Genomic DNA, 21,724 nt, shown 5'->3' with positions numbered 1-21,724 from the left:
GGCGGCCCGGGACCCCGCCTGCCCCGCTCACGACCGCGCCGGGGACGGAACCCGGTTCGCCAGGCCGACAGTCCTTCGCGCTCAGCCATCCCTTGTTCCGGACAGTGCACACGTAGCGAGGCGGCTGATCGTGAGAGGTCTGCGTGTACAGCCGGTTGTGGCACTGGCCGCACTGCGCCAGCTCCGTGAGCATGTAATCCCGGTTTGTGCGACGGCCGATCCATGGCGTCCACCGGGGAGCCAGCGCCTTCTTCAATGCCTCGTGAGTCGGTCGGTCCCACAAGCCCTCGCAGAGACGGACAGGGTTTCCGTCTTGGTCGATCACCGGTTTGCCCTGGTGCTTCAAGTAGCCCAAGGCCGCCTCAGACAGAAGGATGTTCTTCAGACTTGTCGGCTACCAGGGGCGACCGCCTGCCGGCTTGCCGTACATGACGGCCAAGTGGTCAGCGGGTGACGGCTCTCCGGCCCGGCTCAGGCGGGCTGCCTCACTGCTGGGTGTGACGTTCTCGGGATCAGCCAGGATCCGACGGGCGACAGTACGGATGACAGTCGAGGCGTGCGCATGCGGGACAACGTGATCGATCTTGCCGCCCATGGCGGTCCGCACGTACTGGAACCCGTAGGAAGGCTTCCCCTTCGGGCGTCCCGCTGCCCGCGTCTTCTCCGTAGCGCTGCGGTTTCGGCGCTGGATGGCCCGCAGTTCCATCTGCGCGCCCCATGCCTCCATAGTGAAGCGGTTCTCGTCGACCTGGTCATCCAGATCCCACGGACCGTCATGCCCGTAGGTGACGAGCAGCTTCCCCTCGTCACGCATCTTGTAGCCGGTGTTCAGGCAGTCCACGACGTTGCGGCCGAGCCGGTCCACGGCTGCGCCACCAACGCGTCGTACGGACCCCTCTCATCGCGAAGCCACGGGCCCAGTTTCGGCCGGGTCATCGGGTCGGTGGCGCCCGACACCTCCCAGTCGTCGGCCCAGCCGATGATGTGACCCCCGACAGAGGCGGCGGCGGTCAGCGCGTCCTCGCGTTGCCGCACCGGCGACGACGTGGGGAGTTTCATCCGCGACAGCCGTCGCACGCCGATCAGGCACTTCCCGCATCCATCGTAGGGGCGTTCGATCGTGTTCAGGTCCGTACCGCGCAAGACTTCTCCGTTTCGAACACGCAAGGTACGGAGATTTGGCGGCCACACTCAAGACGATCTTGCTCAGCCCAGGAAGCTCAGTCGAATCTGACGGTTGGGATTGTCTTTGTTGGTGTCCACGAGGCACACCGACTGCCACGTCCCGAGCTCCAGCTGCCCGTTCAGCACAGGCAGCGTCGCGTGCGGCGGGACGATGGCCGGGAGGACGTGGTCGCGGCCGTGGCCGGGACTGCCGTGGCGGTGCTGCCAGCGGTCGTCGGCGGGGAGCAGGGTGTGCAGGGCGGCCAGGAGGTCGTCGTCACTGCCGGCACCCGTCTCGATGACCGCGATGCCGGCCGTGGCGTGCGGCACGAAGACGTTCAGCAGACCGTCGCGTCCCTGGGCCACGTCCCGCAGGAAGGCCTCGCATTCGCGGGTGACATCCACGACCCGCTCCGAGGAGCCGGAGGCCACGTTCACAACTCGGGTGGTGAAGGCGTCTGACATGTTCTCCATCCTGGCCCATCCATGGGAGTTCACGCGCGAGGACACGTGCCGGCGGCGCCGGAGTGACGGCCGGGCCGCGATACGCGAGGTCCACTTCGCGAGACACCGTTGACCGTCACGGCGCCATCTGGCTAATTTCAGCGGCATGTTGCGTTCAGCCCTGCTCACCACGCGCGGTCACATCGACCTGCTGCGGGTGGCCTCCGCCGCGTGTCGCCGCGGCTGCTGACGCCCTCTCCTCGCTTCTCCCGCGTTCCTCGCGCCTGCACACCCCCCTGCCCGCACGCCTGATGCCCTGATCGCGCATCCGGCGCGGCGGGTCCGCGGCGCGGCGCGGCTCATCACCTGCCGCTCTCCCCCCGTGGAGCATTCATGAGCATCAGCCATGCCCCGCCCGATTCGGTTGAATCCGATATTTCTGATATAGCCGATCCACTCGGCGTCACTGCGGGCCCCTCTCCCGACCTCGTCCCACTCGTCCCCACCTCCGCCCGCCGCACCCGCGTGCCCCGCTGGCTGCGTCGCACCACCGGACCGCTGCTGCTGCTCGCCCTTTGGCAACTCCTCAGCAGCACCGGTGTGCTGACGGCGGACGTGCTCGCCTCGCCCGGCCGGATCGCGCAGGTCGGGGGTGACCTGATCGCCGACGGCTCGCTGACGTCCGCCATGGGCACCTCGCTGCAGCGCGTCGCGCTCGGGCTGCTGCTCGGCACGGTCGTCGGCACCGGACTCGCCCTGTTGTCCGGGCTGTTCCGGATCGGTGAGGACCTCGTCGACGCGCCCGTGCAGATGCTGCGGACGGTGCCCTTCGTCGGGCTCATCCCGCTGTTCATCATCTGGTTCGGCATCGGCGAGGCCCCCAAGGTCGCCATCATCACGCTCGGCGTGACGTTCCCGCTCTACCTCAATGTGTACGCCGGAATCCGCGGCGTGGACGCCCAGTTGATCGAGGCCGGGGAGTCCCTCGGCTTGTCCAGGTGGGGGCTCGTACGGCACGTCGTGCTGCCCGGCGCGCTGCCGGGCGCCCTGACCGGCCTGCGCTACTCGCTCGGCATCGCCTGGCTCGCTCTCGTCTTCGCCGAGCAGGTCAACGCCGACTCCGGCATCGGGTTCCTCATGGTGCAGGCACGGGACTTCCTGCGGACCGACGTGATCGTGGTCTGCCTGATCGTCTACGCCTTCCTCGGCCTGCTCGCCGACTTCATCGTCCGCTCCCTCGAAAGGCTGCTGCTGCAATGGCGACCGACGTTCACCGGCCGGTGAGCCCCGAGGCCACCGAGGCCGTGCCGACCACCCGCGCCGCCCAGGCCGGCCAGGCCGTCCTTGTCGCCGCACAAGCCGTCCAAGCCGTGCACGTCGAGGGGCTGACCCGCTCCTTCGACGGGCGAGCCGTCATCGACCGGCTCCGCCTGGACGTCCGCCCCGGCGAGTTCGTCGCGCTCCTGGGCCGCAGCGGCTGCGGCAAGTCCACGCTGCTGCGCATCCTCGCCGGCCTCGACCGCGACATCGAGGGCACCGTCCTGGTACCGCGCCGCAAGGCCGTCGCGTTCCAGTCGCCGCGGCTGATGCCCTGGAAGAAGGTGTGGCGCAACGTGCTGCTCGGCCTGCCGGGCAAGCCCGGTCGTGCCGTCGCCGAGCAGGCGCTCAAGGAAGTCGGCCTGGACCACCGTACGGACGCCTGGCCCAAGACTCTCTCCGGCGGCGAGGCCCAACGGGCCTCTCTCGCCCGGGCGTTGGTCCGGGAGCCGGATCTTTTGCTGCTCGACGAGCCGTTCGGTGCGCTCGACGCGCTCACCCGGATCAAGGCCCAGCGCCTGGTGGGCGAGTTGTGGCAGCGGCGCGGCTGCGCGGTGCTGCTCGTCACGCACGACGTGGAGGAGGCCGTCCTCCTCGCCGACCGCGTGCTCGTGATGGACGACGGGGTGATCGCGCACGAACAGCGCATCGACCTCGACCGGCCCCGCGACATCGCAGACCCCCGGTTCGCGGAACTGCGCGCCGGACTCCTGGAGCGGCTCGGCGTCGACACCGCCGCCGAAGCCGCCTGAACCACCCACCCCAGAACGGAACCATCATGCGACGACGTCTCGTCCCCGCCGCGCTTCTCCTCCCCCTCGCGCTCCTGCTCACGGCCTGCGGCGGGAACTCGTCCGCCGGCACGGGGTCCGACACCGACGGCCGGGGCTCCCTCACCCTCAACGTCGGTGACCAGAAGGGTGGTTCGGAGGCGATCCTGCGCGCCGCCGGAGAGCTCGAGAACCTCGACTACACGATCAAGTGGTCCACCTTCAGCTCCGGCCCGCCGCTTCTGGAGGCCGTCAACGCGGGGGCCGTCGACATAGGCGGTGTCGGCAACACGCCGCCCGTCTTCGCGGCCGGCGCGGGCTCGAAGATCAAGGTGGTGGCCGCCTGGCACGGCACGTCCAAGGGCGACACCATCCTCGTCCCGAACGACTCCAAGCTGTCCGGGACCGCACAGCTCAAGGGCAAGTCGGTCGCCGTGGCCCAGGGTTCCTCCGCCCACTACCAACTGGTCGCCTCCCTCAAGAAGACCGGGCTGAGCCTGAACGACGTGAAGGTCAAGTACCTCCAGCCGGCCGACGCGCTGGCCGCGTTCACCTCCGGCAAGGTCGACGCGTGGGCGGTGTGGGACCCGTACACCTCCCAGGTGCTCAAGGCGAAGCAGGGCCATGTCCTGACCACCGGCGACGGCATCACCAACGGTCTGACCTTCCAGGTGGCGGCGCCGAGCGCGCTGCAGGACAAGAAGAAGGCCGCCGCCGTCAAGGACTACCTGGAGCGGCTGCGGCGCGCCCAGCAGTGGGTGTACTCGCACGAGGACGACTGGGCGAAGGTCTGGGCGAAGGACACCGGGCTGCCCGAGGACGTGGCGCTAGCCGCGGTGAAGCGGACGTACACCACCCGGGTCGCGGTGGCCGTCGACAAGCCGCTCATCGCCTCCGAGCAGGAGATCGTCGACACCTTCGCCGATCTGAAGCTCATCCCGAACAAGGTCGACTTCGGCGGCTTCACCGACACCCGCTTCAACGGTGACCTCCCGCCGTCGACCGCCGCGCCCCGTCCCTCGGAAGGCTCGTGACATGACCGTACGTCTCCACTGGTTCCTGCCGACGGGCGGCGACGGCCGCACCCTCGTCGACCGGCACGCCTACGGGTCCAACCAGGGCGGGCGGCCGAGCGGGGTGCGCCCGCCGGACATCGACTACCTGGCCCAGATCGCCAAGGCCGCCGAGCAGTTGGGCTTCGAGGCGGTCCTCACGCCGACCGGCACCTGGTGCGAGGACGCCTGGCTGACCACGGTGGCCCTGGCGCACCACACCCAACGCCTCAAGTTCCTGGTGGCGTTCCGGCCGGGCCTGATCTCGCCGACGCTCGCCGCCCAGATGGCGGCGACCTACCAGCGCGTCACGCGCGGGCGGCTGCTGCTCAACGTCGTCACCGGCGGCGACTCGGCCGAGCAGCGCCGCTTCGGCGACCACCTCGACCACGATCAGCGCTATGCCCGCACGGACGAGTTCCTGTCCGTCGTACGCGGGGTGTGGCGCGGTGAGCCGTACGACTTCCACGGCGCCCACTACCAGGTCGACGGCGGGCTGACCGCACTGCCGCCGGAGCCGGTGCCGCAGCTGTTCTTCGGGGGTTCCTCCCCGGCGGCCGGGCCGGTCGCGGCGCGGCATGCGGACGTCTACCTGACCTGGGGCGAACCGCCGGCCCAGGTGAAGGAGAGGATCGACTGGATCCGCTCGCTCGCCGAGCGGGAGGGGCGCACGGTCCGGTTCGGGATACGGCTGCACACCATCTCACGCGACTCGTCGGCGGAGGCCTGGTCCACCGCCGACCGGCTGCTCGACGACCTCGACGCGGACACGGTCGCTGCCGCGCAGGCGGAACTCGGCCGCAGCGAGTCGGTGGGCCAGCGGCGCATGCTCGCCCTGCACGGCGGTTCCCGCTCCGGCCTGGAGATCCACCCGAACCTCTGGGCGGGCGTCGGACTCGTCCGGGGTGGCGCGGGGACGGCGCTGGTCGGCAGCCATGCCGAGGTCGCGGATCGGATCGAGGAGTACCACGCGCTGGGGGTCGAGCACTTCGTGCTGTCCGGGTATCCGCATCTGGAGGAAGCGTACTGGTTCGGGGAGGGGGTGATTCCCGTACTGGCGTCGCGCGGGCTGATCGGCGATATCGCCGATGTCCCCGCTGCGGCCTCGGAGGCCGTGGCCGGGGTTCCGCTGCTGGTCGCGGGCGGGCGCTGAGCTCTCGGGGCCGGCGCCGCCGGCCCCCTCCGGGCCCTCGGGAAGATCCACGGCCTCGATGCGGTTGGTAGAACCGTGAATGATGCCGAGGCGGTCAACATCGTCGACGTGGTCGTCATAGGCGCTGGTCAGGCCGGTCTGTCCAGCGCCTATCACCTGCGGCGCACCGGGTTCGAGCCGGAACGCGACTTCGTCGTGCTCGACCACTCCCCGGGTCCGGGCGGCGCCTGGCAGTTCCGGTGGCCGTCCCTGACGTACGGGAAGGTCCACGGGATGCACGCGCTGCCCGGCATGGAGCTGACCGACGCCGACCCCGGGCGGCCGTCGTCCGAGGTCATCGCCGAGTACTTCGACCGCTACGAGCGGACCTTCGACCTACGCGTCCGACGGCCCGTCGACGTGGCGGCCGTGCGCGAGGGGCCGGACGGGCGCCTGCTCGTCGAGACCTCGGCGGGGACCTGGTCGACGCGGGCGCTGATCAACGCGACCGGCACCTGGGACCGGCCGTTCTGGCCGCGCTATCCCGGCCAGGAGACGTTCCGGGGACGGCAGTTGCACACCGCCCACTACCCCGGTCCGCAGGAGTTCGCCGGGAAGCGGGTCGTCGTGGTGGGCGGCGGCGCCTCCGGTACCCAGCACCTGCTGGAGACAGCCCGGTACGCGGCCGCCACGACGTGGGTCACCCGGCGCCCGCCCGTGTTCCGCGAGGGTCCCTTCACCGAGGAGTTCGGCCGGGCCGCCGTCGCGCTCGTCGAGGAGCGGGTCCGGCAGGGGCTACCGCCGATGAGCGTCGTCTCGGTCACGGGGCTGCCCCTCAACGACGCCATTCGGCAGGGGCTCGCGGACGGCACCCTGGACCGGCAGCCCATGTTCGACCGGATCACGCCGGACGGCGTGGAATGGAACGACGGACGCCGCGTGGACGCCGACGTCATCCTCTGGGCGACCGGCTTCCGCGCCGCCATCGACCATCTCTCCCCCCTGCACCTGCGCGAGCCGGGCGGCGGCATCCGCGTGGACGGCACACGCGCGGTCGCCGATCCCCGCATCCACCTGGTCGGCTACGGCCCGTCCGCCAGCACGATCGGCGCCAACCGAGCCGGCCGCGCTGCCGTACGGGACATCAGGCGGTTGCTGGCGGAGGAGCCGGTGGCGGCTGCGTGACGGGCGGACAGGCGCGCCATCAGGCCCGGCCGGCGCGCCGTTGCCCGAGGCGCCGGCGCGGCGCCCCGCGCTCCGGTCCGCCGCACGCGCACGCCCGCCCACCGGTCCACGCCCCCCGCCGGGTCGCACAAGACACCCCGTCGGCTCACTTCGTCGGCTGCGGGCTCGCCTTCTGCTTCTTCTGCTGCTTCTGCTTCTTCTGCTCGGCGTTGAACTCGGCCACGTTGCGCTGGTGTTCCGAGTAGTCGGCCGTGAAGCGGGTGTCGCCGGGCCTGACGGTGACGAAGTAGAGCCAGTCGCCCGCGGACGGATTGATCGCTGCGCGCATCGCCTCCTCGCCCGGGTTGGCGATCGGCGTGGGTGGCAGGCCCATGCGCTGGTACGAGTTGTACGGACTCTCGATCCGCGTGTCGGCCTCGGTGGTCCTGAGCGTGGAGCGGTTCAGGGCGTAGTTGATGGTGGAGTCCATCTGCAACGGCATACCGCGTTCGAGCCGGTTGTAGACGACCCGGGCCACCTTGCCCATGTCCGGCCTGGTGGCGGCCTCGGCCTGGACGATGCTCGCGATGGTGACCGCCTGATAGACGTTCATCGAGTTGCGCTGCGCGCCGGCGGCGATCGGGGCTCCGCTGAACTTCTTGTTGGCGGTGTCGACCATGGCCGACAGCAGGGAGTCGGGCGTCGCTCTCTTCCCGTCGCGCTCCAGCGGATACGTCGCCGGGAAGAGGTAGCCCTCGGGGTTGCCGTCGGCGTCGTTCGGCAGTTTGAGGTCGAGCTTCGCGAGCGATTTCTTCGTGGTCCCGGCAGGCAGGGTGAGCGCCTTGTCGACGGCGGTATAGATCCTGCTCGCGCGCCAGCCCTCCGGGATCACCAGCGTGGTGGGCTTCGCCTCCTCCTCACCCACGCTCAGCAGCGGCACCGCCACGGCGGTGCCGGCCACGACGGCGCCGGCGGCGATGAGGGCGATACGGCCCCGGCGCGTCAGTCGAATCGTGCTCCGTGACGGAGTGTTCATGTGCATGCGGGCACGGTAACCCCCACATGCTCACAAACTCGGCATAACGTCACCCCGTCGGCTCCAGTTGGGCGTCTCGGCGGACCAGCCCCGCATACCGCCCGTCCCGCTCCAACAGCTCCTCGTGGGTGCCCCTTTCAGCCACACGCCCCGCATCGAGTACCACGATCTGGTCGGCGCCCCGAATGGTGGACAGACGGTGCGCGATGGTCACCGTGGTGCGGTTGGCGGACAGGGCGTCGATGGCCTGCTGGACGGCGTGTTCGGTGCGGGTGTCCAGGGCGCTGGTCGCCTCGTCGAGGATGAGGACCGGCGGGTCACGCAGGATGGTGCGGGCGATGGCCAGCCGCTGCTTCTCACCGCCGGAGAAGCGATGACCGCGCTCACCGACGACCGTGTCGTAGCCGTCGGGCAGGGCCGCGATGTGGTCGTGGATCTGGGCCGCCTTCGTCGCCGCCTGCAGTTCCTCGTCGGTGGCGTCCGGCTTGGCGAAGCGCAGGTTGTCCGCGATCGACGCATGGAAGAGGTACGTCTCCTGCGAGACGACGCCGACCGCGCGGGCGAGGGTGTCGAAATCGAGGTCGCGCACGTCGACCCCGTCGAGCGTGACCCGGCCGCCCGTCACGTCGTACAGCCGCGGCACGAGGTGGCCGAACGTCGACTTCCCGGCGCCGGTCGGGCCGACGACCGCGAGGCTGCCGCCCGCCGGGACGGTCAGGTCGATGCCCTCCAGGATCGGGCCGCTCTTGCCGTCGTACCGGAACTCGACGTTCTCGAAGCGGACCTCGCCCTTGACGCTGTCGAGGCGGGCGGGGTTCTCCCGCTCGGTGATGTCGATGGGCAGGTCGAGGTACTCGAAGATGCGCTGGAAGAGCGCGAGCGAGGTCTGGATCTGGACGCCGGTGGACAGCAGGCTGACCGCCGGGCGGAACAGGCCCTGCTGGAGCGAGACGAAGGCGACGATCGTACCGATCGACACCTGCGGGCCGCCGACCTGGAGGGCCATCCCCGCGGTCCAGTAGATGATGGCGGGCATCGCGGCCATGACGATGGTGATGACGGCCATGCGCCACCGGCCGGCCATGTTCGACCTCACCTCGAGGTCGACCAGTCGCTCGGACTCGTCCGCGAAGGTGTCGGTCAGCGAGTCGGAGCGGCCCATCGTGCGGCCGAGCAGGATGCCGCTGACCGAGAGCGATTCGGTGACCGTGGCGGCCATCGCGGCCATCTGCTTCTGACGCTGGGTGGTGATCTTCTTGCGTTCGTTGCCGACGCGGCGGCTGATCCAGACGAAGGCCGGCAGCAGGAGCAGCGACACGACGGTCAGGCGCCAGTCGAGGGCGAGCATCGCGACGATCGTGGCGACCACGCTGGTCAGGTTGGAGACCAGGGAGGTCGCGGTGGAGGTGACGGTGGCCTGCATGCCGCCGATGTCGTTGGCGATGCGGGACTGGACCTCGCCGGTGCGGGTGCGGGTGAAGAAGGCGAGGGACATGCGCTGGAGGCGGCCGTAGACCGCGGTGCGCAGGTCGTGCATGACGCGCTGGCCGACCGTCGTGGAGATCAGGGTCTGCAGCACGCCGAAGACGCTGGTCAGGACCGCACTGAGGATCATGCCGAGCGCGAGCAGGCTGAGCAGGCCGGTGCGGCCCTCGGGGATGGCGACGTCGAGGATCGCCTTGAGAAGGAAGGGCGTGGCGACGCCGACCAGCGACGAGGCGCCGACGAGGAGGCCTACGACGGCCAGGCGGCCGCGGTAGGGACGGAAGAGCTTCAGGATGCGGCGCACCTGCCGGGGCTGTTCCTGCTGTTCGGCGAGTGGCGTCCGGACGGGTTCGTGCTCGGGGTGCATGGGCTCCTACGGAGGTGTGGTGATGCGGACTGACGGAGCTTAGCTCATTGTTACCTATGCTCACAATGAATGTAGTCCTGATATTGTTCCCGTATGACCACCCCCGATCCCGACGGCCCGCTCGCCGACCAGCTACTGCGCTTCACCCGCCGGGTGCACCGGATCCAGAAACGCCACCTGCACGAGTGCGGCCTGGGCGTCACCCCGGCCCAGTCCCGCCTGCTGCGCACGCTCGCGCACTACGACTCGCCACCCCGGATGACCGATCTCGCCGAGCGCCTGGAAGTGGTCCCGCGCGCGGTGACGACGCTGGTCGACGGGCTGGAGGCGAGCGGGAAGGTACGGCGGGTGCCGGATCCGACGAACCGGCGGGTGATCCGGATCGAGCTCACCGACGACGGGCGGGGGGCCCTGCGGGAGCTGCACGGTGCGCGCCGGTCGGCCGCGGAGGAGATTCTCGCGCCGCTGACCGACGAACAGCGTGGGGTGCTGGGCGAGTTGCTGGACACGCTGATCGACGGGGCTGCCGAGTCGCGGTGTTGAGCGGGCTTTGCCGAGAGGCCCGTGAAGCCGAGAGGGCACGTGAAGCCGAGAGGGCGCGTGAAGCCGAGTGGGCCCGTAACGCCGAGTGGGCCCGTTACGCCGAGTGGGCCCGTGAAGCCGAGAGGGGCGCGTGAAATGGCCGCGGCCACCGCTCCATGCTGCTGGAGTGGTGGCCGCGGCCTTTACGGTGCGCGGGCTCAGGCGGCCCCGGAAGCCGTCTCCTTTGCGCCCTGGACCGGCACGGCGACGGGATCCTCGGGACCCTCGGGACCCGGAGCCTCAGTCCCGGATGTTCCGGATACACCGGGCGTCCCTGGCTTCCCGAGCCGCACCTTCTCCGATTCCTCGTCGTCCAACTCGACCACGATCTCGCCGTCCAGCACCTTCTTCGCCCGCTCCTTGTCGAGAGCCCCCTCCCAGCGGGAGACCGCGAAGACGGCGACGCAGTTGCCGAGGAGGTTGGTGACGACGCGCATCGAGTCCATGATGCGGTCCACGCCGAGGAGCAGAGCGACGGCTCCGGCCGGGATGGCGCCCAGCGAGGAGGCGGTCGCCGACAGGGCGAGGAAGGCGGAGCCGGGGATGCCCGCCATGCCCTTGCTGGTCAGCATCAGCACCAGGACCACGGTGACCTGCTGGCTGAGACTGAGGTCCACACCCACGGCCTGGGCGATGAACAGCGTGCCGATGGACAGGTAGAGCGAGGCACCGTCGAGGTTGAAGGAGTAGCCCGTGGGCAGCACCAGGCCCACGGCGTCGTCGCGGGCACCCGCCTTGCGCAGCTTCTGCATCACACGCGGCAGGACGGATTCGGTGGAGGCGGTGCCGAGCGCGAGCAGCATCTCCTCGCGGATGTAGCGCAGGAACTTCCAGAGGCTGAGCCCGGTGACCACCTTCAGTGCGACGGCGAGCAGCGCGATGAAGAGCGCCGCGGCGGCGTAGCACAGCACGATCAGCTTGCCGTACGTCTCGATGACGCCGAGCCCGTAGTTGCCGATGAGCACGGCCATCGCGCCGAACACCGCGATCGGGGCCAGCCGCATGACGAAGCCGACGATCGCGAAGATGATCTCCTGGGCCTGCTCGATGGCGGGCAGCACCTGCGGCACCTTGGTGTGGCCGAGATGCAGCAGGGCCGCACCCACCAGGCAGGCCAGGACGAGCACTTGGAGCAGGGAGTTCTCCGCGAAGGCCCCGATGAACGAGGTCGGGATCGCCTCCAGCGCGAACTCGGTCGTCGAAGGCAGATGCCCGCCGCCCGTCTTCGCGTCCACCGCCGAGGCGTCGAGCGTGGACGGGTCGACGTTCATCCCGGCACCGGGCTGGACCACGTTGGCGGCGAGAAGGCCGATGACCAGCGCGAGCGTGCTCGCGACCTCGAACCAGATCAGCGCCTTCAGCCCGATCCGGCCGAACGCCTTCAGATCACCGGCCTTGGCGATGCCGACGACGACCACGCAGAACACCAGCGGGGAGATGATCGTCTTGATGAGCCGGATGAAACCGTCGCCGAGCGGCTGGAGGTCCGCGGCGAATCCGGGCCACAGTTTCCCGACGACGATTCCGAGTACGAGCGCGCAGGCGACCTGCGCGAAGAGAGAGGTACGCAGTGTGCGTGCGACGCGTCGCGGAAAGGACGGTACGGACGGCGGCACGGGAACTCCTTGGGGACGGCGGCACACAGAAGCCCCAAGGGACGGCGGGAACTTCTGCCATACGGAAAGCGCATTCCGTGCCGATCACTTTGAGGGTGATGTTGTTCCCACACAAGACCCGCGTGTTGCATCCGCGTAAATCACGTCCCGCGTGACGCATCGCACACAACTCGCCTCAACAGCCCCTGCTGACCCGCCTCAACAGCCTTGGCGATCCCCGGTGAGCACCCCTTGGACGCTGGTGATGGAGCGGTCGTAACAGCCGCCCGAACCGCCTGAGCCGCCTGAGCCGCCTGAGCCGCCCAAGCCGTCTGAGCCGTCTGAGCCGTACAGCCGATAGCGCTCGCTCGTCGTGCCGACCGCGTGCCGCTGGTCGCGTGGCACGTTCAACGTCCATGCGGCGTCGCCCTTGACGGTGTCATCGAGCCATGACCACGCGGTCCGCCGTCCGCCTTCGGTCGTCCCGACTCCGGCACGGTCACCGAGGGTCAGCACCGTGCGCAGCCGGTCGTCCGCACCGATCGTGATCGAGCCGTCCATCGTATACGTCCGCTGCATGCGCGTCGTCCGGGCGGGCCCGCGACCGTCGACGGTCACCGACTGGTCGTCCGTCCAGGTGGCGTCGAGGGCATCCAGGTTCTCGCCGTCGGTCCAGCGGTGCGCGGAGCTGTTCGCGAGCGCCCGGCGCACGGTGGTCGTCACCCGGCCGTGCGAGGTGTCGACGTATCCGGCGACGGTCAGCCGGTGACCACCCTCGGTGACCACTCGGTACTCCGAACCGGGCGTGTACGTCGACGAGTTGGCGAGGTCGCCGACCTTGTGCGCGGTGAGTCTGCCGGTGACGTGCGCACGCTTCGCGTCCTGCCGGACGAGGACGTTCACGGGCGCGCTCCAGCCGCTCTGCCCCTCAGGGACGCCGACGACCGAGACCTCGACGCGGTGCGGGCGCCCGTCGTTGAGGAGACCGGCGAACGGCGTGAGGTCGTATTCGATCGGCTTGACGTCGAACGCCCGCGGTCCCGGAGTGACGTACCAGAGGAAGGGGTTGGACCAGCCGCCCGTCCAGACGTGCGGGAACGGCGCGGCGATTCCGGCGAGTTGACCGTCGACCTCGACCTGCACCTCACGGTAGGGACCGCCGGCGGCCTTGCAGGAGTACGGTGCCGGCTCGGGCGCCGACAGGTACCAGAACTCCTCGCAGCCGCCGCCGGAGCCGGTGGCGTACACCTCGGCGACGATGCGTTCGCTGTTGCGCGGCGTGGTGAGCGTGCCGCCCCGGAGGGTCAGGACGCGGTCGGGGGTGCCGGCGGCGGGGCGGCCGGCGTAGAACGTCAGCGTGACCTTGACGTCGATGACGCCGGTGTAGGTGTCGTCGACGACGTTCCCGATGAGCATCTCGACGTCCTGGCTGCGCCGGAAGGTGTCGCTGTATCGCGTGACGTCCTTCTCCACGGACCACTCGATCCCGTCCGGTGACGGCTCCGGGGTCGACGTACGGAAGACCTCGACCCCGCCGACCTGCAGATGGCCGAGCCGGTCGTACTGGCGCCCCTTGACCTTGCCGTCCATCCGCAGTACGACCTTGCTCCATCGGTCGCCGCAGCCTTCGGGCGGGGTGTAAGTGCCCTTTTACGGGGTGAAGTCGCGGAACTGTGCCTCGGCGAGGGTGACTTGGCAGGACTTGCCGGAGGGCTTGGGGACGGGCGGGGCGGCGGTGCGGGGGTCGTGCCAGTCGGTACCGAACTCGGCGGGAACTTCGGGGAGTTGAGTCGCGGCAGCGGGGCTCGCTCCGAGGAGGGTGCTCGCCAGGAGGGTCGCTCCCGCGAGCATGGACATGGCGATCCGTCTCTTCATGGCCGGTGTTCTACGGCGAGTCGGGCATCCTCCGCAATGACGCCTACCGCGTCAGTGCGGGCGCTTCAGGTCACCCCTGTCCCCCATCACCACCACGGGATGCCGATCGGGGTCGAGCGTGCGCAGCAGGTACTCCATCGCCGATCCGGACAGACTGACGCAGGCCGACGTGCCGCTGCCGTGGTCCATGTGCAGCCAGATGCTGCCGCCCTTGTGCCGGCCCTCGGGACGGGTGGGGTCATTGGGCGGGGTGCCCTTGACGCGGTTGTAGTCGATGGCGATGACGTAGTCGAAGTCGTGCCAGTACGACTTCGCCCACCAGCGCGGCGCGGCGAACGCAGCTGACCGCGTGTACGGCAACTTGGACCCGGGGTTCTTCAGTACGCCGCCCGCGTCCCTGAGCGTGAACACCCCTACGGGGCTGCGGTTGTCGCCCTCGTGGTGGTCGGTGGTCCAGCCCTTCTTGCCGTTGTGCGCGGGCCAGCTGCGCATGCGCTCCCAGGCGGAGCCCCGCTTGGTGTAGAGCGCGACCGTGGCGTCCGGGGAGTTCTTGCCGTCGCCGTAGACCGCCACCACCTGGCGCGACTCGGCCGGGATGCGGCGCTGCCACCGGTCGCCGACGCCCGGGATGCGCGTCGGGTCCACCGTGGCGGCCGGCCGCGTGGGCGCAGCCCTGCCGCCGCCCGAACCGGCGCCATGCTGCGCGCCGCCGCACGCGGTCAGGGTCGTGAGGGCCGTCAGGAGGGAGCCAAGGGCCGCCGCCGCGACCATGGCTCGCCGTAGTCCGCCGTTCCGCATCGGTCCATGGTCGCACCGCGGTCGAGCCGGTGGCGGGAGCGACAGGTGCTCCATAGCGACAGCTGACCGGGGGCGAGCACAGCAGCCGGCGGGCAGCGCGGGCAGCGCGGGCAGCGCGGGCAGCGCGGGCAGCGCGGGCAGCGCGGGCAGCGCGGGCAGCGCGGGCAGCGCGGGCAGCAGCCTACCGGCGGGGAGAGCGACTGCCCTGGCGGCAATGTAGGCAGCGCCGGCCGGACTGGCGGCCGGGGGCGGCGGCGAGGGCGGCCACGGCTTCAGCGGCGAGCGGCGGGGCGCGCATTGGCCTCGGCAGCGAGCAGCGGCGGGGCGCGCATTGGCCTCGGCAGCGAGCAGCGGCGGGGCGCGGCACCGGCCTCAGCAGCGAGCGGCGGCGGGGGCAGGGGCGGCGATGGCCGCAGAGGGCCGGGCCGATGGCGGAAGCCGCAACGCCCTCGGAGACCTGCGCGGCAGCGGGAGCCATCACGGCTTCCCGGGCCTGACGGCAGCGGGAGCTGCAACGGCTTCTCGGGCCTGACTGGCAGCCGGAGCCACAACACTTCTCGGGGCCGGCGCGGCAGCCGGATCTGTGCGGCGGCCGGGAAAACCGCTTGCGTCCGGCCACGCTACGACGCGAATCTGTCACGGTTTGCTGCTCCGCGGCGCCGATCCGCCGAGCGCTGCCCGCTCCCCGTATCGGCACCCGACCCGCACCTCATCCCCATCCCTGATCCCCCCGCTGACACGAGCCACTGGGACGTCATGCAGATTCAAGACCTTCCGTATCCCGATCCAGGTGTGCCGGACGCACGCTCGGGTCCCCGATTCCTGTGGTGGCTCTTCCGGAACCAGCTGGACGGACAGCTGAAGGCCCTGGCCTGGGGGCTGCTGCACTTCCTGTCCGTCTCCGCGCTGCCGTTCTGCGTCGGCGTCGCCGTACAGGCCGTCGTCGACCGCTCCGGCACACAACTCGCCCTCGCAGGTGGCCTGTTGGTGCTGTGCTGCATCGGGAACGCGCTCGGCGACACCTTCCTGCACCGCACCGCCGTCACCAACTGGATCACTGCCGCCGCCCGCGTCCAGCAGGTACTGGCCCGCAAGGCCGCACAGCTGGGCTCGGCGCTGACCCGGCGTGTCGCGGCCGGTGAGGTCGTGGCCGTCTCCACCGGTGACGTCGAGAAGATCGGCTGGTTCGTCGAGGCCTGGTCACGGTTCACGGCGGCTGCGGTCACCCTCGTGGTGGTCTGCGTCGGCCTGGTCGTCTACCAGCCCGCGCTCGGTGTGGTGATCGCCGTGGGGCTGCCCCTGCTGGCGGTCGCCGTGCTGCCGCTGCTGCCCCGGGCGACCCGACGCGCCGACTTCCAGCGCGAGAAGGCGGGCCGCGCCACCGAGCTGGCCTCCGACACCGTCGCCGGCCTGCGCGTCCTGCGTGGCATCGGCGGCGAGGAGCTCTTCCTCGACCGCTACCGAAGCGCCTCCCAGGAGGTACGCCACGCGGCCGTGCGCAGCGCCCGGATGTGGTCCCTGATCTCGGCGATCCAGGTGCTGTTGCCGGGCCTGCTGCTGATCGCGGTGGTCTGGTACGGCGTCCACCTGGCCCGCCAGGGCCGGGTCACCGTCGGCGAACTGGTCACCGTCTACAGCTCGGTCATGATCCTCACCTATCCCCTCCGCCACTTCGAAGAGATCGCGATGGCCTACTCCTTCTCCCGGCCCTCGGCCCGACGGGCCGCGCGTGTCCTGTCGCTGGAGCGGGTCACCGACACCGACGGGTCCCGCGACGGGTCCGAGATGCCCTCCGGGGATCTGTACGACCCGGCCACCGGACTGCTCGCCCCCTCCGGCCGACTCACCGCCGTGGTGTGCGGCGACCCGGACGCGGCAGGACGGCTGGCCGAACGGCTGGGCGGACACCCCTCGGAGGAGGGCACGCCGGTACTCCTGGGCGGTGTCCCGCTCGACGAGTTGCCGCTCGACAACGCCCGTACGGCCGTCCTCGTACAGGACAAGGACCCCGTACTGCTCTCCGGGACACTGCGCGAACTGTTCGACGTACCCAGGTCCGGCGACGTCGGTGCCGAGGAAGCCCTCGCGGCGGCGCAGTGCGAGGACGTCCTCGCCGCGCTGGTCCAGGGATCGCTCGACACCGAGGACCCGATGGAGGCCCGCATCACCGAGCGCGGCCGGTCCCTGTCCGGCGGCCAGCGCCAGCGCATCGCGCTCGCCCGGTCGCTGGTCACGGACCCGGAGGTGCTCGTCCTGGACGAGCCGACCTCGGCCGTCGACTCGCACACCGAGGCCCGGATCGCCGAGGGTGTGCGGAACCTGCGGGAGGGGCGTACGACCGTGGTCTTCACCTCGTCGCCCCTGCTCCTGGACCGCGCCGACCGGGTCGTGCTCGTCCACGAGGGCGAGGTCGCGGCGGTCGGCGTGCACCGCGAACTGGTCCAAGCCGAGCCGCGGTACCGGGCCGTCGTGACCCGGGAGACCGAGGAGGAGGCGGCCCGCGACGAGGCACTGCCCGAAAAGGCGGCCCGCCAGAGCGGATTGCGCGAAGGGTCCGCCCTCAATGACGTCCTGAAGGAACTGGAAGAGATCGAGGAGTCGGCATGATCGGCGTTGCGCCACCGGCGTACGACCCGGCGGCCCCGACGACGGCGAACACGCTGCCGGTCGGCGCCCCCGCGACCGTGCGCGCCTATGTCGTCGAGTTGTTCCGCCGGCACCGCCGTGCCTTCGTGCTCCTCGTCGTCGTCAACACGGTCGCCGTGGTGGCCTCCATGGCGGGGCCATGGCTGCTGGGCGGGCTGGTGGAGCGGGTGTCGGACGACACCCGCCCCGGCACCGGTGAGCTTCATCTGGAGCTCACCATCGGCCTGTTCGCGGTCGCCCTGCTCATCCAGGCGGCTTTCGTCCGGCAGGTCCGGCTGCGCGGCGCGATGCTCGGCGAGCGGATGCTGGCCGACCTTCGCGAGGACTTCCTCGTACGGTCGGTCGGCCTGCCGCCCGGTGTCCTGGAGCGCGCCGGTACCGGTGACCTGCTGTCCCGGATCACGACGGACATCGACCGGCTGGCCAACGCGATGCGCGAGGCCGTGCCCCAGCTGGCGATCGGCGTCGTGTGGGCCGCCCTGCTGCTGGGCGGGCTCGTCGTCACCGCACCGCCGCTCGCCGCCGCCGTGCTGCTCGCCGTGCCGCTGCTGGTGGTCGGCTGCCGCTGGTACTTCAAGCGTGCGCCCGCCGCCTATCGCTCGGAGGCCGCCGGATACGCCTCCGTGGCCGCCGCGCTCGCCGAGACCGTGGACGCCGGACGCACCGTCGAGGCCCACCGCCTCGGCGGACGCCGGGTCGAGCTGTCGGAGCTGCGGATCAAGCAATGGACGGCGTGGGAGCGCTACACACTCTGGCTGCGGTCGGTGCTCTTCCCGGTCATCAACGTCACGCATGTGACCGTGCTCGCCTCCGTTCTGATCATCGGCGGGGTGTTCGTCCTGCAGGGCTGGATCGGGGTCGGTCAACTGACGACGGGTGCGCTCATCGCCCAGATGCTGGTCGACCCGGTCGGGCTGATCCTTCGCTGGTACGACGAGCTGCAGGTGGCCCAGGTGTCGCTGGCCCGGCTGGTCGGGGTCCGCGACATCGAGCCGGACGCCGGGGACGCCCGGCTGGCGCCCGACGGCCGCGACGTGCACGCCGACCGGGTGCACTTCGGCTACCTGGAGGGCGTGGACGTGCTGCGCAAGGTCTCCCTCGAGGTCGCCCCCGGCACCAGGCTGGCGCTGGTCGGCCCGTCGGGTGCCGGCAAGTCGACCCTGGGCCGGCTGCTCGCGGGCATCTACGCACCCCGGGACGGCCGGATCACCCTCGGCGGCGCCGAACTGTCCCGGATGACCGCCGAGCGGGTCCGCTCCCACGTGGCCCTGGTCAACCAGGAGCACCACGTGTTCGTCGGCTCCCTGCGCGACAACCTGCTGCTGGCCCGCACCGACGCGACCGACGCCGAGCTGTGGGCGGCGCTGGGCGCGGTCGACGCGGACGCGTGGGCCCGTGCACTCGACGACGGCCTGGACACCGAGGTCGGTTCGGGCGGGTTCGCGCTCACTCCCGCCCAGGCCCAGCAGATCGCACTGGCCCGTCTGGTGCTGGCCGACCCGCACACGCTGGTCCTGGACGAGGCGACCTCGCTCCTCGACCCCCGCGCGGCCCGCCACCTGGAACGCTCCCTGGCCCGCGTCCTCGACGGCCGCACCGTCGTCGCCATCGCCCACCGCCTCCACACCGCCCACGACGCGGACGTCATCGCCGTCGTCGAAAACGGCCGGATCAGCGAGCTGGGCAGCCACGACGAGCTGGTCAGGGCGGACGGGGCGTATGCGGCACTGTGGCGGTCGTGGCATGGGTGAGCGCATGGGTGCGCAGGTGGGACGGGAGGAGGAGAGGGTGACCGAGCCGCGGGGCCTGGAAGGCTGATCCCGAGTATGCCGTCGGCTGGGCGAGGGGCGTGGGCTGCCGGGCAGGACGGGTGGGTCGGTCGGGCGGAATCGGACGGGCCGGGGCCACTGGCCGGTGGGCCGAGTGATGCCAGGGTCCTGTCCCACCCGACTGAGAGCGCGCAGGGCTGAGCAGGTGGCTTGGGTGACTGGAGCGGGAGGCGCGGTCCGGGGCGCCCGGTGTCGGGAGCCGGGGCACCGGACGGGCCGGGTGGACAGCCGGGACGGGCTGGGCCACCGGGCCACCGGGCCACCGGGCCACCGGGCCACCGGGCCACCGGGCCACCGGGCCACCGGGCCACCGGGCCACCGGGCCACCGGGCCACCGGGCTGGAACGACCGGCGCCCGGGTATGGCGGCCGTCGCCCGGAACACGGGGCGGGCAGTCGGGGCCCGCTCCTTCGCAGGCGGGGCGGAGGTGGGCCCGGGTCCGCTCGGCCCCGTGCGACGGGACGATCTCGGGGCCCGAGATCCGGAGTCCCAGCCGTGGCCCCATCCCACCGCACCGGAGCGCACCCGTGCCGTTGCGCCGGGGCGAAAAGGGGTGGAAGGCTGGATAACGGCACCGGTTCGGGGAGCACCCGGGAACCACGCGGTTCGCGCCGGGTGCGGCTTGTGCCCCGCGCCGCGGCGGCCCGCCGTCGCCCGCGGTGAGTTCGGGCCCGTCCCCACCACCTGGAGGTACCCGTGAACAGCGCCGACGGATGGGGTGACGACGTCTACCAGCCCGACGCATCCGATCAACGCGAGGACACAGGGCTGCTCGACGCCGAGGACACCCTCGAGAACGACGGCGTCGACGACCCCCTGGACCGCGGCTGGTCCCCTCCGGAGCGACCCTGGGCGGTGGAGCACGCCGGTGTCACGGCCGCCGAGCGCCACCAGGGCGAGACCCTCGACCAGCGGCTCGCCGAGGAGCAGCCCGACCTGGTCGCCCCCGACGGCGACGGCCTCGGCGACTCCGAGGGCACCGACGGGGAACTCGTCGACAACGAGGTCGGCGCCGCCCGCTCCGGCCGCCTCGTCGCACCCGACGAGGGCGTCCACGAGGACGAGGAGAGCGCGCTCGTCGCGACGGACGTGGGCATCGACGGCGCGGCGGCGTCCGCCGAGGAGGCCGCCATGCACATCGTCGACGAGGACACGTACGGCTGACCTCCGCGGTCCCTGCACGGCTGATCCCCGCAGCCCCCGGGCCACAGTCCCCGCGCCTTTGGCGTCTGGTCGTCGGCCCTTGCCGATGCCGCAACACGAGGAGCTCGCATGCAGCAGGACAAGCACCCCGACTACCACGAGGTCGTCTTCCGCGACCGCGCCGCAGGCTACGCCTTCCTGACCCGGTCCACCGCGACCAGCGACCAGACCATCGACTGGGACGACGGCAAGACCTACCCGGTCGTGGACGTCGAGATCTCCTCCGAGAGCCACCCCTTCTACACCGGGAAGGCACGGACGGTGGACTCCGAGGGCCGGGTCGCGGCCTTCGAGCGACGTTACGGCGGCGGAGCCTGACAGGGCGGCTGATCCGCACAGCACACCGGAGGTCCGGCCCGTCCCGTGGCCCGACCGGTCACGGCGGGCCGCAGGCCGATCGCCGGCGTCAGGACCTTGACGCCGCCGCCCGCTCAGATCACGTTGAGCGCCGCCGCGCAGCCCACCCCGCCGAGCACCATGAACACCGGCATCAGCACCTTCAGCTCGACCCAGCTGCCCGCCCGGAACCGCATGGCCTTCGGCGGACCCAGCGGGTACCAGCGCTTGCGGCCCACCGGAATCGGCCACAGGATCGGGCAGCCGGACACCGTCAGCGCATCGCCGATGTCGTGCACCAGCGCACCCAGCACGATCGGCAGCCCCAGCCACAGGTACTCCTGGCCCGGCGCCGTGAACAGCCAGTCCGAACCGTTGCCCGGCTTGTCCAGCACGCCCGCGAGGATCCACGCGCTGGTCGCCGCCAGCAACCAGACGAGGACGTCGGCGCTGGAGCCCCGGGTCGCACGCCACAGCAGGCCCTCGATGGCCAGCACCACGTGCGCGAACAGGATCGCCAGCACCGCCCAGCGGCCCCCGGTGATCGCCAGGGCGGAGGCGCCCCCGCCGATCATGACAGCCCACAGCCAGGTGTGCGTGAGCGTGCGATGCCCACCGGAGCGCCGCGGGTCGCCCTGCTTCTTCGTCGCCTTGTAGACCGCGTACGACAGCTTGTCGACGATCTCGCAGAGCCAGCGCGACAGCGGACCGAAGGCCCGCGAGATGGTCGCCGCCTTGTGGTCGAGGTCCGGGGCGAGGGCGGCTCCGGCGCAGATCAGCGCGCCGGCGAGGAGGACCGGCCAGGGCATGCCGTGCCCGGCAGCGGCGGCCGCCGCTCCGACGCCGAGCCAGGCGGCAGCGCCCGACAGTGAGTGTGCTGGTCCCATCATCGGTGTTGCCCGCCCCATTCCTCGTGTGCCGCTGTCCAG

19 protein-coding genes and 1 pseudogene are annotated in these 21,724 nt (G+C 71.1%); 11 read left to right on the top strand and 9 right to left on the bottom strand.

Annotated features, from left to right (window positions below):
• Positions 1 to 394: 394 nt before the first annotated feature.
• The 3 genes from OHT51_RS36895 to OHT51_RS36885 all read right to left on the bottom strand — a co-directional run bounded on the left by OHT51_RS36895 (position 395) and on the right by OHT51_RS36885 (position 1,629).
• Positions 395 to 865 carry a recombinase family protein gene (locus OHT51_RS36895; RefSeq protein ID WP_328883232.1) on the bottom strand — a complete coding sequence of 157 codons (471 nt, stop codon included), beginning with the start codon at positions 863 to 865 and terminating at the stop codon, positions 395 to 397.
• Complete coding sequence (locus OHT51_RS36890; protein WP_328883231.1) at positions 829 to 1,143, bottom strand: integrase; 315 nt, start codon at positions 1,141 to 1,143, stop codon at positions 829 to 831. The genes OHT51_RS36895 and OHT51_RS36890 overlap by 37 nt, the downstream gene beginning before the upstream one ends.
• A gap of 63 nt (positions 1,144 to 1,206) precedes the next feature.
• Positions 1,207 to 1,629: a secondary thiamine-phosphate synthase enzyme YjbQ gene (locus tag OHT51_RS36885; RefSeq protein WP_328883230.1), complete on the bottom strand. Its 423-nt coding sequence runs from the start codon at positions 1,627 to 1,629 to the stop codon at positions 1,207 to 1,209.
• A 145-nt stretch (positions 1,630 to 1,774) separates the two neighbouring features.
• Here OHT51_RS36885 and OHT51_RS43425 point away from each other — a divergent pair, with 145 nt between their 5' ends.
• The 6 genes from OHT51_RS43425 (at position 1,775) to OHT51_RS36860 (ending at position 7,064) form a co-directional block, all read left to right on the top strand.
• Positions 1,775 to 1,858, top strand: a complete 84-nt coding sequence (locus OHT51_RS43425; protein WP_349817350.1) for a putative leader peptide — start codon at positions 1,775 to 1,777, stop codon at positions 1,856 to 1,858.
• A 143-nt stretch (positions 1,859 to 2,001) separates the two neighbouring features.
• Positions 2,002 to 2,892 carry an ABC transporter permease gene (locus OHT51_RS36880; protein WP_328883229.1) on the top strand — a complete coding sequence of 297 codons (891 nt, stop codon included), beginning with the start codon at positions 2,002 to 2,004 and terminating at the stop codon, positions 2,890 to 2,892.
• A complete protein-coding gene (locus OHT51_RS36875) occupies positions 2,865 to 3,677 on the top strand; it encodes an ABC transporter ATP-binding protein (protein ID WP_328883228.1) in 813 nt (270 codons plus the stop codon). Before OHT51_RS36880 ends, OHT51_RS36875 begins: the two co-directional genes overlap by 28 nt.
• Positions 3,678 to 3,703: 26 nt before the next feature.
• The gene (locus tag OHT51_RS36870) at positions 3,704 to 4,729 is read left to right on the top strand and encodes an ABC transporter substrate-binding protein (RefSeq protein WP_328883227.1); all 1,026 of its coding nucleotides are present in this window, start codon (positions 3,704 to 3,706) and stop codon (positions 4,727 to 4,729) included.
• A gap of 1 nt (position 4,730) precedes the next feature.
• Positions 4,731 to 5,900 carry an LLM class flavin-dependent oxidoreductase gene (locus tag OHT51_RS36865; RefSeq protein WP_328883226.1) on the top strand — a complete coding sequence of 390 codons (1,170 nt, stop codon included), beginning with the start codon at positions 4,731 to 4,733 and terminating at the stop codon, positions 5,898 to 5,900.
• Between the two features lie 75 nt (positions 5,901 to 5,975).
• The gene (locus tag OHT51_RS36860) at positions 5,976 to 7,064 is read left to right on the top strand and encodes an NAD(P)-binding domain-containing protein (RefSeq protein ID WP_328883225.1); all 1,089 of its coding nucleotides are present in this window, start codon (positions 5,976 to 5,978) and stop codon (positions 7,062 to 7,064) included.
• 145 nt (positions 7,065 to 7,209) lie between these two features.
• On the opposite strand, the gene mltG is transcribed toward OHT51_RS36860, so the two are convergent.
• Both mltG and OHT51_RS36850 read right to left on the bottom strand, forming a co-directional pair.
• Complete coding sequence (gene mltG / locus OHT51_RS36855; RefSeq protein WP_328883224.1) at positions 7,210 to 8,085, bottom strand: endolytic transglycosylase MltG; 876 nt, start codon at positions 8,083 to 8,085, stop codon at positions 7,210 to 7,212.
• A 43-nt stretch (positions 8,086 to 8,128) separates the two neighbouring features.
• Entirely contained in the window at positions 8,129 to 9,931 is a 1,803-nt protein-coding gene (locus OHT51_RS36850) for an ABC transporter ATP-binding protein (RefSeq protein ID WP_328883223.1), read from the bottom strand.
• Positions 9,932 to 10,024: 93 nt separating this feature from the next.
• Here OHT51_RS36850 and OHT51_RS36845 point away from each other — a divergent pair, with 93 nt between their 5' ends.
• Complete coding sequence (locus OHT51_RS36845) at positions 10,025 to 10,474, top strand: MarR family winged helix-turn-helix transcriptional regulator (RefSeq protein WP_328883222.1); 450 nt, start codon at positions 10,025 to 10,027, stop codon at positions 10,472 to 10,474.
• A gap of 197 nt (positions 10,475 to 10,671) precedes the next feature.
• Here OHT51_RS36845 and OHT51_RS36840 read toward each other — a convergent pair whose 3' ends face one another.
• The 3 genes and pseudogenes from OHT51_RS36840 to OHT51_RS36830 form a co-directional block, all read right to left on the bottom strand.
• Positions 10,672 to 12,129 carry a cation:dicarboxylate symporter family transporter gene (locus tag OHT51_RS36840; protein ID WP_328883221.1) on the bottom strand — a complete coding sequence of 486 codons (1,458 nt, stop codon included), beginning with the start codon at positions 12,127 to 12,129 and terminating at the stop codon, positions 10,672 to 10,674.
• A gap of 198 nt (positions 12,130 to 12,327) precedes the next feature.
• Positions 12,328 to 13,983: pseudogene (locus OHT51_RS36835) on the bottom strand (peptide-N4-asparagine amidase).
• Positions 13,984 to 14,034: 51 nt separating this feature from the next.
• Positions 14,035 to 14,781 carry a hypothetical protein gene (locus tag OHT51_RS36830; RefSeq protein ID WP_328883220.1) on the bottom strand — a complete coding sequence of 249 codons (747 nt, stop codon included), beginning with the start codon at positions 14,779 to 14,781 and terminating at the stop codon, positions 14,035 to 14,037.
• A gap of 756 nt (positions 14,782 to 15,537) precedes the next feature.
• On the opposite strand from OHT51_RS36830, the gene OHT51_RS36825 reads away from it, so the two are divergent.
• The 4 genes from OHT51_RS36825 (at position 15,538) to OHT51_RS36810 (ending at position 20,777) form a co-directional block, all read left to right on the top strand.
• Positions 15,538 to 17,388, top strand: a complete 1,851-nt coding sequence (locus tag OHT51_RS36825) for an ABC transporter ATP-binding protein (RefSeq protein ID WP_328883219.1) — start codon at positions 15,538 to 15,540, stop codon at positions 17,386 to 17,388.
• Positions 17,385 to 19,178 (top strand): ABC transporter ATP-binding protein, encoded by a 1,794-nt coding sequence (locus OHT51_RS36820; RefSeq protein ID WP_328883218.1) that lies wholly within the window; start codon positions 17,385 to 17,387, stop codon positions 19,176 to 19,178. Before OHT51_RS36825 ends, OHT51_RS36820 begins: the two co-directional genes overlap by 4 nt.
• Positions 19,179 to 19,952: 774 nt before the next feature.
• On the top strand, positions 19,953 to 20,420 hold the full coding sequence (locus OHT51_RS36815) for a DUF5709 domain-containing protein (RefSeq protein WP_328883217.1): 468 nt from the start codon (positions 19,953 to 19,955) through the stop codon (positions 20,418 to 20,420).
• A gap of 108 nt (positions 20,421 to 20,528) precedes the next feature.
• Positions 20,529 to 20,777 (top strand): type B 50S ribosomal protein L31, encoded by a 249-nt coding sequence (locus tag OHT51_RS36810; protein WP_328883216.1) that lies wholly within the window; start codon positions 20,529 to 20,531, stop codon positions 20,775 to 20,777.
• Between the two features lie 113 nt (positions 20,778 to 20,890).
• Here OHT51_RS36810 and OHT51_RS36805 read toward each other — a convergent pair whose 3' ends face one another.
• Positions 20,891 to 21,685 (bottom strand): metal-dependent hydrolase, encoded by a 795-nt coding sequence (locus OHT51_RS36805; RefSeq protein ID WP_328883215.1) that lies wholly within the window; start codon positions 21,683 to 21,685, stop codon positions 20,891 to 20,893.
• Between the last annotated feature and the right edge of the window lie 39 nt (positions 21,686 to 21,724).

Source organism: Streptomyces sp. NBC_00299, from assembly GCF_036173045.1.
Lineage (GTDB): Bacteria > Actinomycetota > Actinomycetes > Streptomycetales > Streptomycetaceae > Streptomyces > Streptomyces machairae.
The sequence above is the reverse complement of the archived record's forward strand: the minus strand, read 5'-3'. Positions and strand labels throughout refer to the sequence as shown.

Bases quoted from the DNA above. Each gene is read 5' to 3' on its own strand.
- OHT51_RS36885 (WP_328883230.1), bottom strand. From the start codon at position 1,629: ATGTCAGACGCCTTCACCACCCGAGTTGTGAACGTGGCCTCCGGCTCC.
- OHT51_RS43425 (WP_349817350.1), top strand. From the start codon at position 1,775: ATGTTGCGTTCAGCCCTGCTCACCACGCGCGGTCACATCGACCTGCTG.
- OHT51_RS36880 (WP_328883229.1), top strand. From the start codon at position 2,002: ATGAGCATCAGCCATGCCCCGCCCGATTCGGTTGAATCCGATATTTCT.
- OHT51_RS36875 (WP_328883228.1), top strand. From the start codon at position 2,865: ATGGCGACCGACGTTCACCGGCCGGTGAGCCCCGAGGCCACCGAGGCC.
- OHT51_RS36870 (WP_328883227.1), top strand. From the start codon at position 3,704: ATGCGACGACGTCTCGTCCCCGCCGCGCTTCTCCTCCCCCTCGCGCTC.
- OHT51_RS36865 (WP_328883226.1), top strand. From the start codon at position 4,731: ATGACCGTACGTCTCCACTGGTTCCTGCCGACGGGCGGCGACGGCCGC.
- mltG (WP_328883224.1), bottom strand. From the start codon at position 8,085: ATGCACATGAACACTCCGTCACGGAGCACGATTCGACTGACGCGCCGG.
- OHT51_RS36850 (WP_328883223.1), bottom strand. From the start codon at position 9,931: ATGCACCCCGAGCACGAACCCGTCCGGACGCCACTCGCCGAACAGCAG.
- OHT51_RS36845 (WP_328883222.1), top strand. From the start codon at position 10,025: ATGACCACCCCCGATCCCGACGGCCCGCTCGCCGACCAGCTACTGCGC.
- OHT51_RS36830 (WP_328883220.1), bottom strand. From the start codon at position 14,781: ATGCGGAACGGCGGACTACGGCGAGCCATGGTCGCGGCGGCGGCCCTT.
- OHT51_RS36825 (WP_328883219.1), top strand. From the start codon at position 15,538: ATGCAGATTCAAGACCTTCCGTATCCCGATCCAGGTGTGCCGGACGCA.
- OHT51_RS36820 (WP_328883218.1), top strand. From the start codon at position 17,385: ATGATCGGCGTTGCGCCACCGGCGTACGACCCGGCGGCCCCGACGACG.
- OHT51_RS36810 (WP_328883216.1), top strand. From the start codon at position 20,529: ATGCAGCAGGACAAGCACCCCGACTACCACGAGGTCGTCTTCCGCGAC.
- OHT51_RS36805 (WP_328883215.1), bottom strand. From the start codon at position 21,685: ATGATGGGACCAGCACACTCACTGTCGGGCGCTGCCGCCTGGCTCGGC.